The 15,804-nt window shown below is 39.0% G+C and carries 13 protein-coding genes and 1 pseudogene; 4 read left to right on the top strand and 10 right to left on the bottom strand.

Translation table 11 applies throughout. The annotated features are described in order from the left end of the window. Positions 1–94: 94 nt before the first annotated feature. The 9 genes and pseudogenes from BS1321_RS25360 to BS1321_RS28335 all read right to left on the bottom strand — a co-directional run bounded on the left by BS1321_RS25360 (position 95) and on the right by BS1321_RS28335 (position 9,962). Positions 95–949: a crotonase/enoyl-CoA hydratase family protein gene (locus BS1321_RS25360; RefSeq protein ID WP_198319682.1), complete on the bottom strand. Its 855-nt coding sequence runs from the start codon at positions 947–949 to the stop codon at positions 95–97. 215 nt (positions 950–1,164) lie between these two features. After that, positions 1,165–2,157 carry an ABC transporter ATP-binding protein gene (locus tag BS1321_RS25355; RefSeq protein WP_063235004.1) on the bottom strand — a complete coding sequence of 331 codons (993 nt, stop codon included), beginning with the start codon at positions 2,155–2,157 and terminating at the stop codon, positions 1,165–1,167. Positions 2,158–2,170: 13 nt separating this feature from the next. Further along, a complete protein-coding gene (locus tag BS1321_RS25350; RefSeq protein WP_063235005.1) occupies positions 2,171–3,184 on the bottom strand; it encodes an ABC transporter ATP-binding protein in 1,014 nt (337 codons plus the stop codon). A 49-nt stretch (positions 3,185–3,233) separates the two neighbouring features. Next, positions 3,234–4,163 (bottom strand): ABC transporter permease, encoded by a 930-nt coding sequence (locus tag BS1321_RS25345; RefSeq protein ID WP_063235006.1) that lies wholly within the window; start codon positions 4,161–4,163, stop codon positions 3,234–3,236. Further along, positions 4,163–5,092: an ABC transporter permease gene (locus BS1321_RS25340; RefSeq protein ID WP_063235007.1), complete on the bottom strand. Its 930-nt coding sequence runs from the start codon at positions 5,090–5,092 to the stop codon at positions 4,163–4,165. The genes BS1321_RS25345 and BS1321_RS25340 overlap by 1 nt, the downstream gene beginning before the upstream one ends. A gap of 133 nt (positions 5,093–5,225) precedes the next feature. After that, positions 5,226–6,860, bottom strand: coding sequence for a peptide ABC transporter substrate-binding protein (locus tag BS1321_RS25335; protein ID WP_230163142.1), 1,635 nt, complete (start codon positions 6,858–6,860; stop codon positions 5,226–5,228). 695 nt (positions 6,861–7,555) lie between these two features. Beyond that, positions 7,556–7,990: a DMT family transporter gene (locus BS1321_RS25330; RefSeq protein ID WP_063235008.1), complete on the bottom strand. Its 435-nt coding sequence runs from the start codon at positions 7,988–7,990 to the stop codon at positions 7,556–7,558. A gap of 174 nt (positions 7,991–8,164) precedes the next feature. Next, positions 8,165–8,725: a GNAT family N-acetyltransferase gene (locus BS1321_RS25325; RefSeq protein WP_063235009.1), complete on the bottom strand. Its 561-nt coding sequence runs from the start codon at positions 8,723–8,725 to the stop codon at positions 8,165–8,167. 64 nt (positions 8,726–8,789) lie between these two features. Beyond that, a pseudogene (locus BS1321_RS28335) lies at positions 8,790–9,962 on the bottom strand (NAD(P)/FAD-dependent oxidoreductase). A gap of 382 nt (positions 9,963–10,344) precedes the next feature. On the opposite strand from BS1321_RS28335, the gene BS1321_RS25310 reads away from it, so the two are divergent. The 4 genes from BS1321_RS25310 (at position 10,345) to BS1321_RS25295 (ending at position 12,964) form a co-directional block, all read left to right on the top strand. After that, positions 10,345–10,971, top strand: coding sequence for a CAP domain-containing protein (locus tag BS1321_RS25310; protein WP_081113030.1), 627 nt, complete (start codon positions 10,345–10,347; stop codon positions 10,969–10,971). Between the two features lie 294 nt (positions 10,972–11,265). Next, complete coding sequence (locus tag BS1321_RS25305; RefSeq protein ID WP_063235013.1) at positions 11,266–11,667, top strand: helix-turn-helix domain-containing protein; 402 nt, start codon at positions 11,266–11,268, stop codon at positions 11,665–11,667. A gap of 5 nt (positions 11,668–11,672) precedes the next feature. Beyond that, entirely contained in the window at positions 11,673–12,146 is a 474-nt protein-coding gene (locus BS1321_RS25300; RefSeq protein ID WP_063235014.1) for a tetratricopeptide repeat protein, read from the top strand. Between the two features lie 218 nt (positions 12,147–12,364). Further along, complete coding sequence (locus tag BS1321_RS25295; protein WP_063235015.1) at positions 12,365–12,964, top strand: exonuclease domain-containing protein; 600 nt, start codon at positions 12,365–12,367, stop codon at positions 12,962–12,964. A gap of 211 nt (positions 12,965–13,175) precedes the next feature. Here the strand turns inward: BS1321_RS25295 and BS1321_RS25290 are convergent, their stop codons facing one another. Then, on the bottom strand, positions 13,176–15,572 hold the full coding sequence (locus BS1321_RS25290) for a YhgE/Pip domain-containing protein (protein WP_063235016.1): 2,397 nt from the start codon (positions 15,570–15,572) through the stop codon (positions 13,176–13,178). Between the last annotated feature and the right edge of the window lie 232 nt (positions 15,573–15,804).

Genomic DNA, 15,804 nt, shown 5'->3' with positions numbered 1-15,804 from the left:
CCCAGTATAACACACTAAGAAAAGAAACCCTAATTTATCCGAAAAGTAAAAATTATCACAAACTTCCGAAGCCCTGGATTCCCTTACCTTACCTTCATTTCTTATCCACTTCATACGTTCGATCCGTTCCCCATGGATAAAACGGAGGCATATCAGTGCTGCTTTTCATTTTGAAATCGGCTTTCCTTTTTTCGAGGAAAGCTTCGATACCTTCTAGTGCATCCGCTTGTTTTCCGGTCCAATGAATCATTTTCGATTCTATTTTGTGTGATTCAACAGGATGGTTTGCACCGAGCATGGTCCACATTAATTGTCGGGATAGCGTCACAGAGACGGAAGATGTATTTTCCGCAATGTCTGTTGCAATTTCCATTGCAGCAGACATCAATTCGTTTGGCTCTACGATCTTGTTTACCAACCTTCCCTCATATGCTTCACTTGCCGAAATCATCCTTCCGGTAAAAATCCATTCGGAAGCTTTACCCATTCCGACAAGCCTTGGTAAGAACCAGCCGCTGCATGCCTCCATAGTTATCCCCCGCCTCGCAAATACAAAACCCATTTTTGCATCTGTTGAAGCAATTCTAATGTCCATGGGCAAAGTCATTGTTATCCCAATCCCGACTGCCGCACCATTTATGGCTGCTATCATAGGTTTCTTCATCTCAAAAATCCGTAATGACAACATCCCGCCTGCATCGCGATATTCAACCAAAGGAGTGTGATCCATAAAGGTTTCTGCACCTTTTTCCAAATCCATTCCAGCACAGTAAGCATCCCCAGCGCCAGTTAAAATGACGGCTCGTACGTCATCATTTTCATCCGCTTCATCAAAAGCGTGAATCATCTCCTCACACATCTTTTCATTGAAAGCATTCATTCTCTCAGGACGATTAAGAGTAACAATCATGACACGATCGACGATTTCACTAGTTATCGTGGAATACAATAACAGTCCCTCCTTCTCTCACAAATTGAAACATTCAACAGTATTTAATTTTACATATAATTACATATTATATGTTTTATTTTCAGATTCCTAGTTATTTATTTTGATATACTGATAAAAAAATTTAAGTCGGCAGGATAATCGCTTCTATTCTAAAAATATTTTACATAAATGTGTAAAAAAAGACCAGTCGCAAATGCGACTGGTTTTTTTGTTTACCAATATAAATGACAAGCAACGAAATGCCCCGGTTTTTGTTCTTTCCATTCAGGTACAGCACTCGAGCATATCTCCATCGCTTTAGGGCAGCGAGTCCGGAATACACATCCGCTCGGCGGATTGATTGGACTTGGTACATCGCCCTTAAGTACGATTCTTTCCCGTTTAATAGTGGGGTCTGGAATTGGCACTGCAGAAAGCAAGGCCTGTGTGTAAGGGTGAAGCGGATCTTTCGTTAACGAATCACTATCCGAAAGTTCCATCATTCTTCCAAGATACATGACTAAAATGCGATCTGAAATATACTTGACCATCGATAAATCATGCGCGATGAATAAATAAGTCAATCCCATTTCTTTTTGAAGCTCTTTTAATAAGTTGACCACTTGTGCCTGTATCGAAACATCCAAGGCAGAAATAGGTTCATCACAAACGATGAATTTAGGGTTTAAAGCCAAAGCCCTTGCAATTCCAATACGCTGGCGTTGTCCACCACTGAATTCATGCGGAAAACGAGTGATATGTTCCGGACTTAAACCAACCAGCTTTAACAGGTCTTCCACCCGTTTTCTTCGCTCTTTACCTTTTGATATCCCATGAATGGCAAGTGGTTCCCCAATCAATTCCTCCACCTTCATCCTTGGGTTCAAGGATGCGTAGGGATCTTGGAAAATCATTTGTATTTCACGGCGGATATGTGACATTTCTCCGGGTTTGTAATCGAAAATATTTTTCCCTTGAAAAAGAACTTCTCCATCTGTCGGTTCATAAAGTCGAGTGATTGTACGACCTGCAGTCGACTTACCGCAACCGCTTTCCCCAACAAGACCAACAGTTTCCCCTGGATAGATTTTGAGATCCAAACCATCTACCGCTTTCAGCGATTGAGAACCAATAGGAAAATACTTCTTCAGATTCTTTATTTCAACAAGAGGAGAATTTTCGTTGTCTGTCTTTTCTTTTACGGCCTTATTTTTCAGTGAAACCATTGTTTCTCCTCCTTTATACATTAGTCGATGCTTGTACCTGTGCTGCCTTTGCCATTGGGTGGTGCAGCCAGCATGCGGCTGTCTGACCTTCTTCCACTACTTCAAGCTCCGGATCATGGTCTTTGCACACTTTCATTGCTGATTCACACCTTGGATAAAATGGGCATCCTTTTGGCGGATCCAATAAATCCGGTGGTGAACCGATTATGGGAACCAACGGAGCCGTTTTTTCCATATCCAGCCTTGGCACCGTTTTAAGCAGTCCTCTTGTATATGGATGCTGCGGGTTTGAAAATATAGCTTCTACTGTACCCGTCTCAACAACCTTGCCTGCATACATGACGACTACCCGTTCACAAGTTTCCGCAACCACACCTAAATCATGAGTGATTAAAATGATGGAAGTATCCATTCTACGTTGGATATCTTTCATCAGTTCCAAAATTTGCGCTTGTATCGTTACATCCAAAGCAGTTGTAGGTTCATCGGCAATCAGCAATTTCGGTTCACATGCAAGGGCCATCGCTATCATCGCCCTTTGGCGCATACCACCTGAAAACTCATGCGGATATTGCTGCATCCTTTTTTCCGGCTGAGGAATACCTACCAGTTTAAGCGTTTCCAACGCCCGTTCGTATGCATCATTTCGGGACATGTTTTTATTATGCTTTAAAATGCCTTCCATGATCTGGCTGCCGATTTTTGTCGTTGGATTGAGCGAAGTCATCGGATCCTGGAAAATCATACTGATTTCATTTCCACGAATCTTCTGCATTTCCTTCTCACTCATTTTAAGAAGGTCTTTACCGCCAAAGTTTATCGACCCTTTTCCATACTCTGCTGGAGGAGTTTCCAGTAATCTCATGATAGATTTCGCTGTAACACTTTTGCCGCATCCGGACTCCCCAACAATGGCAACGGCTTCCCCTTTTTTCACTTCAAAGTTCACGCCGCGAACCGCTTGCACTTTTCCTGCATAAGTATGGAAGGTGATTTGTAAATCGTTGACTTCTAATAGGTTCTCCATCATCGTCCCTCCTATTCTAGTAATATCAAATCTTTATGTTAGGACTCATTTATTTCCGTAGTTTTGGATCTAGGGCATCCTGCAATCCGTCACCAGCCACATTGAACGCGAACATGGTTAAGGAAATCAATATTGCAGGGATTAAAAGTTGATAGAAATTCCCTACCAGAATGCTTCCCAGGGCATCACTTGTCAATGTTCCCCAGCTTGCCTGAGGAGCCGGCACTCCCAGTCCCAAAAAGCTAAGTGTAGCTTCGGCAAAAATAGCAGTAGGTACAGTCAACGTTAAATTGACAAGGATCGGTCCCATTGTATTTGGAATCATGTGCTTTCTTAATGTCCAGCTCGTATTGGCACCAGAGATGGTTGCAGCATGGATATATTCATTCTCTTTTAGTTGTAAAACCTGTCCCCGTACCAGTCGCGCCATCGGAATCCACCCTGTAATCGACATCGCAATTATGATCGGCAGAATACCAGGTTTTAATACGACCATCATTAAGATAACCATCAATAGGTATGGGATCGCATAGATTACCTCAGCAAACCGCATCATGATATTATCTGTGCGTCCACCGCGAATGGCTGAAATCCCGCCATAAAGGACACCAATTAAAAAGTCGATCAGCGCTGCCATCAATCCAATGAACAAGGATATCCTCGCACCATACCAAGCTCTCGTAAATAGATCCCTTCCTGATGAATCCGTTCCAAACCAATGTTCGCTATTTGGGCTAAGATTCTTTTTCTCGAAATCTTGTCCATAATAAGTATATCCGTTAATATATGGACCAAAAATCGCCATCAAGACCAAGAGGATTATAAGAACAAATCCCGTCATCGCCAGTTTATTTTCTTTAAACCGACGCCAGACGTCAGACCAATATGAAACTGTAGGTCTGGCTATTTTTTCAGCTTCCTTAAAGTTGTCTTCTGCGGGTTGGAACATATCTTCGGTTAAATGCACTTTATCTGCCATTATTTCTTCTCCCCCGTCACTTTAATTCTAGGATCAATCAACGTATAGGCTATATCAACAATGAATATCAATAGGATAAGCACCGCACTATACACAATTGTGGAACCAAGAATGACCGGGTAGTCTCTGTTTGATATTCCCTTTACGAACATATCTCCCATGCCTGGAATACCAAAAATACGTTCAATGATAAAGCTTCCTGTAACGATATTAGCCGTAAGGATGCCCAGAATCGTGATAATCGGCAATAACGCATTCCGAATCGCATGTTTGATTATGACACCGCTCCGTTTCAATCCTTTGGCCTTTGCTGTCAAAATGTAATCCTGCCCCATTACTTCAAGCATGCTTGTCCGCATCAATCTCGCGATGAAAGCAAGCGGCATCATCGAAAGGGCAATGGATGGTAAAATGGTATGCTGCCATGTCGCCCACGTAGCGACAGGGAATATATTCCATTTTATCGCAAAATAATTGATTAAAATAGTCGCCAAGATAAAGTTAGGAACGGAAATCCCTACGATGGCAATAATCATTGATAAATAGTCGGGCCATTTATTTCTTTTCAGTGAAGCCACTACACCCAAAATTAGCCCAAAGAAGATGGCAATCACCAATGCTTGTGCCCCTAAGTGCAAGGACACTGGAAATCCCTTCAAAATGTAATCATTCACAGAAATGGATGAGGATTTCAATGAAGGACCAAAATCAAATTGAACGACTTCCAATAAATAATTCCCATATTGGGTCAACAACGGCTTGTCCAATCCATAGTGGACTTGAAGGTTTTCATAAACAGCAGGAGGCATAGCTCCTTCTTTCGCAAATGGATTTCCCGGAATCGTATGCATTATGATGAACGTTAATGTAATAACAGCCCATAAAGTAATAATCGCCCATTTAAAACGGTTTAATGTATATCTCAACATGGTAATCACCCCAATCATCGATTTTCTAAGGAGTTGAAAACGGAAATGAATTCATGAAATATTCAAATTCGCAATTGAAAAATGGGGTATGTCCTTAATCGGACATACCTCCCATTTCACTTTTATCCTTCTCTTACTTTTTATCCGCGTAAATAAAGTTCGGATAAGCGTTAATCGGAGCATAGACTCCAGTAACATTCGATTTAACCATATATGGTTTTGTGTAGAAGTAAACCGGAAGGATCGGCATTTCTTCAATCATAACTTCCTCTGCTTTATGTAAAGCAGTCATGCGTTCTTTTGGTTCCATTGTAGATTTTGCCTCTTTTAATAAACTATCATATTCTTTGTTGGACCAACCTGCATCATTATAAGCCCCGTCAGTTTCCCAAAGCATGAAGGTCATCGGGTCAACATAGTCACCAACCCATCCTGCACGGGAAATTTCGAAGTCGCCAGCTTTTTCACGATCAAGCTTAACTTGGAATTCTGCATTTTCAAGTGTCACTTCAACACCTAGGTTATCACGCCACATCCCTTGAACGGCTTCAGCAATTTTCTTATGGGAATCTAAAGTGTTATACAAAATTGAAAACTCAGGTAATTCTTTCATGCCTTCTTCAGCAAGACCTTCTTTTAACAATTTCTTAGCTTCAGCTGCGTTTTCCTCAAACAGGTCACCTGTATTTTCTTGGAAATCACCTGTTGCATCAGGAATTCCCGGAGGGACTACACCAAATGCAGGCTTTTGACCGCCTTGAGCAACATTTTCGGTAATTTCTTTACGATTGATAGCCATTGAAAGCGCTTTCCTAACCTTTGCATTGTTGAAAGGTTTTACTTCCGTATTAAAGTTGTAATAGTAAACAGCAAGTTCTGCGCCGTTTTTAAATTCTTTGTCTCCAGAATTAACCAATTGGCCTTGCACGTCCACTGGCAGTGGATAAGCGATATCCAATTCGCCACTCTGATACATTTGCCATGCTGTATTTTCATCTTCAATTAGAGCAAAGTTAACCGCATCCAATTTGATTTTATCTTTATCGTAGTAATTTTCATTCTTTTCGATTTTCAGGCTTTCTTTATGTTTCCACTCCGTTAATTTGAACGGACCGTTTGAAACGTGAGTTTTTGCATCCAAAGCCCATTTTGGATTTTCTTCCTGTACCTTTTTATTGATTGGATAGAAAGTATAGAAAGAAGTCAAGTCAAGGAAATATGGTGTAGGCTGTTCCAAAGTAACGACTAATGTATGTTCGTCTGTCGCTTTAACGCCTACGTCCTCTTCCTTCCCTTTCTTACTGTTGTAAGCTTCCCCGCCTTTAAGATAATAAAGTTGATAAGCATAATCAGCAGCTGTTTCCGGTTTCAAAGCATATTTCCAAGCATATTCGAAGTCATTGGCTGTAAGCGGATCTCCATTTGACCATTTCAAACCATCTTTCAATTTGAATGTCCAAGTTAATCCATCTTCACTGATTTCCCATGATTCTGCAGAACCAGGTACGATTTTGCCTTCTTCTGTTTTCTTTGTTAGTCCCTCAAACGTGTGTTCAAGGATCCATGATTCATGAGTACCTTGCGCATTGGCAGGGTGAAGCGAACCAGGTTCACTTGAGTTGTTTACGTTTAATACTTTTGAGCCGGATGAGTCACCCGAGCCGCCTTCTTTTTCATTCGAAGTTTCCTTCGAACCGCCGTTGCATGCCGCAAGCATAAGCATGATGGCCATAAGAAGAGCAAGCACTGAAAATTTAGACTTTTTCAAAAAATATTCCCCCTCATCTTTAATCTTTCTTAGAATAATCCCATTTAAGAGATTATCCTTCTAACACCTATTAATCTTTCGTATAGTACAAATAATGTCAGCGAGGAAAGTTAGAAGCATCCATTGCAGGAATTCACCAAAAAACAACTAGCGAACCGTTTGCATAAATCTGTATTTCTACCTATAAAAGCAATTAATGCAGTTTACTAGTTAAAAATCACCCTCTTTTCAACCTCGCTTAGGATACTATACCTCGAATTAAAGATGTTGAATTTTAAGTATATTACGAATAAATCAAAAAATCAATAAACCAGTGAGTACTTTTTCACAATATAGTAATTAATTGCTAATCAATTCGATCTAGATACTAGGTAAATAGAAATGATCACCTAAAAGGACTTCCGGCTTCCAGGTATTTTTCCAAACACCTCTAAATCAGTATTCATATAGGTTCTCTTGTCTATTTATTTCTAAATATTCTAATAATTTATGTTAGGTTGGTTACTAAGACCACTTTCCTAGCAAACCATCCCCTCTCAAATAATATATTTTAGTAGGATAATGCATTACTTCATTAAAATATTGAGTTCTTTTTAATTAATATCCAAATAATAGGTAATAACTATAGGAGAATAGAAATATCCCCTCATTCTCCCCTATATGTACCCGTCGTTTCAATGAAAAATGACCCTTCTTCATTTATGATTAAATAAATATAATGACACGAAAAGTAAACATATGCCTGCCACCTTTTTCGCATCCAATGGGATGCGTACGCCTCCAAATAAACCGAAATGGTCAATGATTGCCCCAATCAATATCTGGCCTGCGATAACCCCGACTAATGCAGGTGCCACCCCAATCTGAGGGACAACCAATATTATAACAATGACATAAATAGCCCCTAATAGTCCACCTATCAATTGCCATTTTGGTACAGACGCGACCGCCGAAATATTTCCATTTCCTGCAAACAAAACAATAAATAATAAAGCGAGTGTCCCGATTCCAAACGAAATGAAAGAAGCTTCAATGACCCCCACTTTTTTCCCTAATCCACCATTGATTTGTCCTTGTATGGCAATCGTGATGCCGCCTAGGACCGCAAGCAACGGAAATAGTATCTTCACAATGATTTTGCTCCTTTTTATGTCCATCCGGACTGATTAATGAATCCGCATTCCATTTTAACATGAAAAATATGTATATTGTCCTTTACTGATATAAAATCATCTGCAAATAAAAAAAACTGGCACATGGGCCAGCTGTAATATTCTTTTTCTAAACTAAAATCTATTTGATCCCTAAACACTTTGTTGCCGTAACTGGCAATACTCTGTACATAACAAGGAAAATACCAGGGCATCATGAGATTGTTCACGAAGGAATAGATAACTTCGGAGGCTGCCTTCCTCTTTAAATCCAAATTTCTTCAATAGGTTTCTGGATGCAATATTATCCTTGAAAGTTAAAGCGGCGATTCTGTTTAGTCTTAATTCTTCAAAGCAATAGCGTAATACTTCGTTGACAGCTTCAGACGTAAAGTGTTTTCTCCAATATTCAGGATGGATTTCATACCCTATTTCGGCGCGTTTGTTGGCAAGACTCAATTGATTCAGGCCAACGGTACCGATGAATTTGCCTGAATCCTTTAAAATGACTCCCCACCGCATCCCACGTTTGTTTATATAAGCACTTTTAAACGAGTCGATTAAGCGGCGAGCATCTTCAACTCGAGTTAAACTTTCTATCCCATCATATTTGGTCACTTCATCTTTAGAGAGAATTTCAAACAGACTCTCAGCATGATGGTGACCTATTTCGATTAAACGCAGTCTTTCTGTTTCCAATTCCTTAAACCACATCGAAGAATCCCTCCGTATATTCAGCTGTCTACTTTATTCTATTCACGAAGAAGAGATACCTGTCTTAATGGATAATACTTTTTGAAAAATTCCTTTCCTTAACATACAATGCCGAGTCCTCATGTCCTCCCTTTGTAATCAAATCCCTGATGATTTGGGAAAGGATAACACTGTAAACCGTCCCATTCCCGCCATAACCTAATAAGAAATAGCAATTTGGATGGTTAGGATACATTCCTATTGTTGGTAAACCATCATGGGTCTCACCAAAAAAAGCTCCCCAATAATAATCAGCCGTAATCCGATTCTCTAATTCTGGAAACAAATTGATAAGCTGCTTTAATAATTTATCTCTTTTGTTCAAAATCATTGAATCCCTCTTCTCCAGGTAACCGGTCGATTCATCAAGACCACCAATGATAATTCGGTTGTCAGGAGTTTTTCATGCATATAAATAAGGCCGTGCCGTTTCCCAGATCATCATATTATCATGCCATTTAGCTTGATCGGCTATTTGATTCGTTGCGATGGCATACGAACTGAGAATCACTGCATTTTTGTCCTTCACCTCTTCTTGGGCTTCATACCCAGTTGCGAAGATGACCGTCTGTGCATGTATCGTATGTCCGGTTTCGGTAAATAACTGGGTTTGATTCTCTTTTAATATCTTCCCATTGATTTTTGTTTTTGAATAGACACGTACGCCTTTCGAAACTGCTTTTTCAATCAATAAATGTGCATGTTTATAGGGGTTGATTTCAGCATCATTATCTGTAACCAGCGCTCCTTCTTTTGGAAACGAAAATTTTCGGTTAATCTCTTTTTTAGTATAATATTCAACAGGGAAATTGCTGGATTTAAGATTACTATATTCTTCTTTAAGCTTAGAAACATCCTTTGGATTGGATGCATAGTACAAGCTTTTTCTAATTTTAAAATCCGGATTTTCCTTTAAACTTGGAACAACCTCTGTCTCAAGTGTCCGAATGGCGTCCAAACAAAGCTGAACATGCCTCGTCCCAGCTTCTTCTCCAAAACTATGGATGAGGGAAGTTAATGTTTTATCATTTGAATACTGTAAAAGTCCAGTATTCGCAACCGTACTACCTTCACTTATATCCCGTTTATCTATCAGGACGACATTCAGGCCCGTCTCTGCTAAAAAATAGGCACAGTGTGCCCCAGATGAACCACTCCCTATTATACAAACATCACATGAAAGATCCTCATCCAACATTGGATATTTTCTAGCTTCAAATGTATCTTTCCAAAACACTTTCCCGGCCTTTAAATCCATACAAGCTCCACCCTTAGGATAATTTATTAGTTCCATATAACTATATCGTTTTGATGTTCTTATTATTTACCCTGACAATCATGGCCTGCAAACGTAAAATGATTCTTTTTCTACATGAAATTAATCTTCCAATCTATCAAAAAGCCCTATGATTTTGGTTTACCCTTAACACTTCCAGGTTATATGGACCCTTAACATTCATCTTCCCGTTCGATACCTTTTTCCCATACCAACAAAGAATGTGAATTAGCTAATTTTACACAAAACTATTTTTATAGCATACTATACTTCCAATCCAGATAATCTACTAGGAGGAATCAAAATGAAGAAAATCATCCTATTATCAGCACTGTCGCTTACCCTATTATCTCCAAAAGTTGCAATGGGAGCCAATACATACGAGGTGGCAAAAGGAGATACCTTAACGAAAATTGCTTCTGAATATGATGTCAGCATTGACGAATTACTCAAAACGAACTCTGCTATAAAGGATGCAAATCAAATTCGAATCGGACAAATCATAAATCTTCCGGCATCCAACACCACAGTAAATCAAAAAGAAAGTCAATCAGTTGAACAGCGGGTTCTTAGTTTGGTTAACGAAGAACGTTCAAAATCTGGCCTCCCTCCCCTTGAAATGGATACAGCCGTTTCCAACGTAGCAATTCTGAAATCTGAGGATATGCGTGATAATAATTATTTCAATCATACAAGCCCGAGTTATGGATCGCCTTTCGAAATGATGAAATCCTTTGGGATCAGTTACGAGTACGCAGGGGAAAATATCGCAGCAGGTCAACCTAGTGCGGATGCTGTCATGAAATCATGGATGAATAGCCCCGGACATAAGGCCAATATCCTGAACAAGAACTATACACATATTGGAATTGGGCATGTGACAGGAGGGAAATACGCCCACTATTGGACCCAGCAATTCATTGGAAATTAAAAACGTTAGAGGCGGCAGATTGCCGCCTCCTTTTTTTATCCTTAAATTCCTAATCTAAAGCTTGCTATTATCCGTTGACTATAGACTCCAAGTAAAAATATGCAGGGACCTTTCTCACTTTATTTATAGAAAAGAGGGCTTGCATTTGATCGCTTCAATATTTTTTTTGTTGGATGGATACGCAAGGAAAACACGTAATGTAGTTATAACATACTATCTTTCAATTATCTTACTGATAAAAATTAAATTATGTTAAAATAGAATTCTATACATAGGTACAAAGGAGCAATTGTAATGAAAATAGAGGTTGGCTCTGTTATCAACGAATTACGAATAAAACAAAATCTTACAAAAGAAGAACTGGCTAAGGATATATGTGAACCTAATGTCCTGTCAGATTATGAAAGAAGCATCACTTCCCCATCCATTGATGAATTGGCACTTTTTGCGGATAAACTTAAAGTTGACCTGCCGTGTTTCTTCACTACCAAAAATGAACCGATTTATAATTACATAGAAACCATTAAACTTTTGATTAACAAATACAAACGCACACGTAATTATGAAGTAATTTATGAAATCGTCCAAAAAGAAATGGCAACGGCACCGGAAAAATCTATATCATTTTATCAATTCTTGAAATGGCATGAAGGTATCTCTTTTTTTATTTGTACAATGACAAACAAAAGGCTATAGAATTATTGAATGAGGCCATTCAGATTACCTTGGGTAAACGAGTCATTCTTCATCAACAGGAGATAGAAGTTTTAAATAGTATCGGAATCCTCCATTTTAAAACGAAGAATTATGCAGAGGCTATCACCATCTTCAATGAAGCACTGGAATTTATCGAGAATACTCCCCATGTGAATCAAGAAGGTATCATTATCGTGAAGATCATTCATGGATTATCACAAGCATTGACTGAACTTCATTATTATCAGGAATCATTAAATTATACCCTTAAAGGTATCAACATTTGTAATTCGATAGAATCATTATATTTATATGCGGAACTCCATCTTTTAACTGGTAAGAATCTGGTTCATCTTCAACAACCTGAAGAAGGACTGCAATATATAAAGCAGTCCAAGAACATTTTCAGTCTTCAAAAAAACGAAGAATTCATACAAATTGCCGAACATGAATTGGAAAGCATTTTGCAATGCATATGAACTTCAATGGATAAAAGAAGATAGAGATTGCTTTGAAAAAAGCAATACTCTATCTTTTTTTTAGCATCGTTAGTTCACCCTTGCTCTTACCAATCATTTTTCAGGAATGCCTAATCTTTTTCACTTTAAAAATGATACTTTAAAACAAACATTACACTTTCAATAGCTATCCTATGTCAGCTATAATAGAAGAATGTAACCCAACTGGAGGAAAAAAAATGTCTAATAGATTAGGTTTAGTGCTAGACGTAGAAACAACTGGTTTACGTCCCTCTTCCGATGAAATTATCGAGCTTGCTCTAATACTCTTTACATATAGCAGTGAAACAGGCGAAATTATTAATCTTATTGATCAGGAATCATTTTTAAGGGAGCCTCTCTCCTATGGAGCAAGAAGGAATTATGATCAAGCATACAGAATTCATGGAATTCCATACAGCTCCGTCGAAGGAAAAAGTTTTCACGATGAAAAAATTAAATCCTTCTTTGCCAGGACCGATTCGATTTTTGCACATAATGCTTCTTTCGATAGAAGTTTTCTCTACCAAATGTATCCGGAAATCAATGATCAAAAGTGGTTCTGTACGATGCGGAATGTACCTTGGAAGCAATACGGGTTTGAGAATAGTAAACTCTTAACATTGCTGCAGGCACATAATATCACTAATTTCCAGACACACAGGGCTCTGGACGATATTTCTTACCTAATGGAACTTATGAGAAAACAAGGTCCTTCTGGTCATCCTTATTTAAAGGATGTCATTGCTAAAAATCCGATGAAGAAATATGCACCTGCTTCTCAAAAGACAAGGGTATAGATGATTCAATAATTTTACTTCCGCGTACAGGCTGCACCAAAGTTTGTCACAAACAAACCGTTTTATAGCAAATTGCTATTCCATGAGAACAGGAATACATATCTTTACGCTGGGTGTTATTTAAGGTGCATTTTTATTTTCCTGCGTTTCACTAATTACCTGATATTGATTAAAAAAACAGCGACCCATGACGGGTCGCTGTTTTTTTTAATCAATGTACAGTTGCATCTCCCTGTTTTTCATTTAATGCGCCGTTCAATTTCTTATACCGATAAATAAAGTAAAGAAGTGATAATATTAATGCCGCAACGAGGAATATGGCCAATATGCCAAGATTATGCCACATGAAGCTATAATCTCCAGTTGAGATGACTGCACGAAAAGCATTAATAGAATAAGTCATCGGTAAGAACGGTGTGAATCCTTGCAGGAATCCAGGAACCAATTCATTTGGGAATGTTCCGCCACTACTGGTCAGTTGAAGAATTAAAATCAATAATGCTATGAACCGGCCAGGATTGTCAAAGGCTGAACCCAGGAACTGAATGATTGCCATGAATGTGCAGCTAGCAAGAATGCTTACTGCAAAAAATAGCGGCAGGCTCGTAACGTTGATTCCAAGACCTAAAATTAAAATCGAGTCCACCAATATGGCTTGACAGATTCCTATGATTGCCATGACGCTGTATTTACTTATAAACCAGCTAAATCCATTTGCAGGTTTAACAGCAGGATCTCTTAACGGGAATATGATCGTCAGAACGATAGCCCCGATAAATAAACTTAATGAAATTAAATATGGTGCAAAACTAGTGCCATAGTTCGGTACATTATTAATTGGTAATTTATCCACTTTAACTGGGCTTGCAAACATATCATATACTTCTTCATTGGATTTTATCTTGCCTGCTTCGTTTGCCCCATCATTCAATTCGTCATGTAATTCTGCAGATCCATCTGAAAGTTTGGCGATTCCATCTTGTAACTTAATGGCTCCATTCGCCAGTTCTCCCATACCATTAGTAAGACTGGATGAACCTTCCTTCAACTTATCCGTTCCTGTAACCAGTCCTTTCGAACCTTCGGAAAGCTGTGAGGTTCCACTTGATAATTGCTTGGAGCCATCTTCAAGCTGATCAAGCCCGCTTACCAAGTTATTGCTGCCTTCGGTTAACTGTCCAAGCCCACTCTGGGCTGAATCTATACTATCACCAAATGTTGTCAAACCTGACACCAATTGACCTTGACCATTTTTCAGTTCTTTCGCCCCATTGGCAAGTTTATCCTGAGCTTGCTTCAATTGAGTGAAACCACCGCTTAATGCACTTGTACCTTCACCTAACTGATTAGCTCCATCACTAAGATTATTTGAGCCTTTAGCAATTTCACTTGCACTGGCTGATAGTTTCCCTACTCCTTCAGAAACTCCTTTACTTCCTTCACTGATGCGGGTTAGAGAAGAAATCACTCCCTCCAAACGCGCTTTCTCGGCAGGATCACCCGTAGCTTCAGATTGTTGTTTCAATCCTGAAATAACCTCATCCAAACCTGCCGAAACTTCAGATGCCCCCGCTTTTGCTTCGTTCGATGCTGCGCTCCATTCAGACAATGAACCTGAAAGCTGAGCAGCGCCAGCAGCCACACCATTTGCACCCTCTGTCAAAGCGGGCAGCTTTTCTTCAATTTGATTGAAGCCCTCTATTGACTGTTGCAGTCCGGAGGCCAATTCACCAGTTCCAGCTTCAGATTTCTTGGCTCCTTGCAAAAGCTCTGATTGCCCATCCTTCATTTGACCAACACCAGAGCTAAACTGTTGTAACCCTTGATTAAGTTCTTTTGATCCCGCAGCTGCCGAACCGACCCCATTCGAAAAGGTCAATGATTTTTCAGCTAACTTTTCCAGATTTTCATGGATTTCAACAGAACCTGAATGAAGGGAATCAATTCCTTCATCCACTTTTTTGGAACCTTCTTTAGCTGAGTTAATCCCTTCACCAAGTTCACTTGATCCGTTCTTCACTGTATCTGTTCCATCTTTCAATTCACCAGCTCCATCACTGGCACTTTTGAGTCCGTCAGCCACTTCGTTCAAATTATCGAACATTGACTCCGCATAGGTTTTTGTAACGGCTGACGAAACTTCCCCTTTAATTCTCTCCGAAGCTGCGTCACCTATTTTTGTGGATATATAGTTGAACCCTTCATTGGACGTATAAATTAAATCAAGTTTTTCCGGATTGTCATCCTGTAAGGTCGTTGCATTTTTCGAAAAGTTTTTCGGGATTTCTATTTTCATGTAATAATCTTGATTTTCCAGGCCTTCATTGGCTTCTTTTTGACTGACGAAATGCCAATCGAAATCCTTCTTCTCCTTTAACTCCTTGACTAAATCTTTTCCTATTGTAAGTTCCGATTCATTGAACTCCGCACCCTCATCCATATTGACAATGGCAACAGGCAATTGGTCCACCTTACCATATGGGTCCCAAAATGCCCACAGGAACGTGCCGCTGTATAATAAGGGAATCAGTATGATCCCTATTATGGAAATGAGTATCATAGGATGTTTTATTATGGCTAAAAATTCACCCTTTAAAGATTTTAACACGCCTACCAAGCCCTCCTATACGACGAATATGCCGTTTATTTAATCTATCTCGGTGAAAAACGGATTGAAGAATACATATTTAAGTCATTTGCTTCTGCAATATATATTTAAATTTTTTTATCTTAATCCTTTAATATATATTACTTTTTAAACAAACAATAACTAATGACTATATTGTTCATTCGGTCATTATCACGAAAATAATATAACATTTATCCATCTTTTTATCAAT

The sequence above is a fragment of the Peribacillus simplex NBRC 15720 = DSM 1321 genome, assembly GCF_002243645.1.
GTDB lineage: Bacteria > Bacillota > Bacilli > Bacillales > DSM-1321 > Peribacillus > Peribacillus simplex.
The sequence above is the reverse complement of the archived record's forward strand: the minus strand, read 5'-3'. Positions and strand labels throughout refer to the sequence as shown.

Bases quoted from the DNA above. Each gene is read 5' to 3' on its own strand.
- BS1321_RS25345 (WP_063235006.1), bottom strand. From the start codon at position 4,163: ATGGCAGATAAAGTGCATTTAACCGAAGATATGTTCCAACCCGCAGAA.
- BS1321_RS25325 (WP_063235009.1), bottom strand. From the start codon at position 8,725: ATGTGGTTTAAGGAATTGGAAACAGAAAGACTGCGTTTAATCGAAATA.
- BS1321_RS25310 (WP_081113030.1), top strand. From the start codon at position 10,345: ATGAAGAAAATCATCCTATTATCAGCACTGTCGCTTACCCTATTATCT.
- BS1321_RS25350 (WP_063235005.1), bottom strand. From the start codon at position 3,184: ATGGAGAACCTATTAGAAGTCAACGATTTACAAATCACCTTCCATACT.
- BS1321_RS25340 (WP_063235007.1), bottom strand. From the start codon at position 5,092: ATGTTGAGATATACATTAAACCGTTTTAAATGGGCGATTATTACTTTA.
- BS1321_RS25355 (WP_063235004.1), bottom strand. From the start codon at position 2,157: ATGGTTTCACTGAAAAATAAGGCCGTAAAAGAAAAGACAGACAACGAA.
- BS1321_RS25305 (WP_063235013.1), top strand. From the start codon at position 11,266: ATGAAAATAGAGGTTGGCTCTGTTATCAACGAATTACGAATAAAACAA.
- BS1321_RS25295 (WP_063235015.1), top strand. From the start codon at position 12,365: ATGTCTAATAGATTAGGTTTAGTGCTAGACGTAGAAACAACTGGTTTA.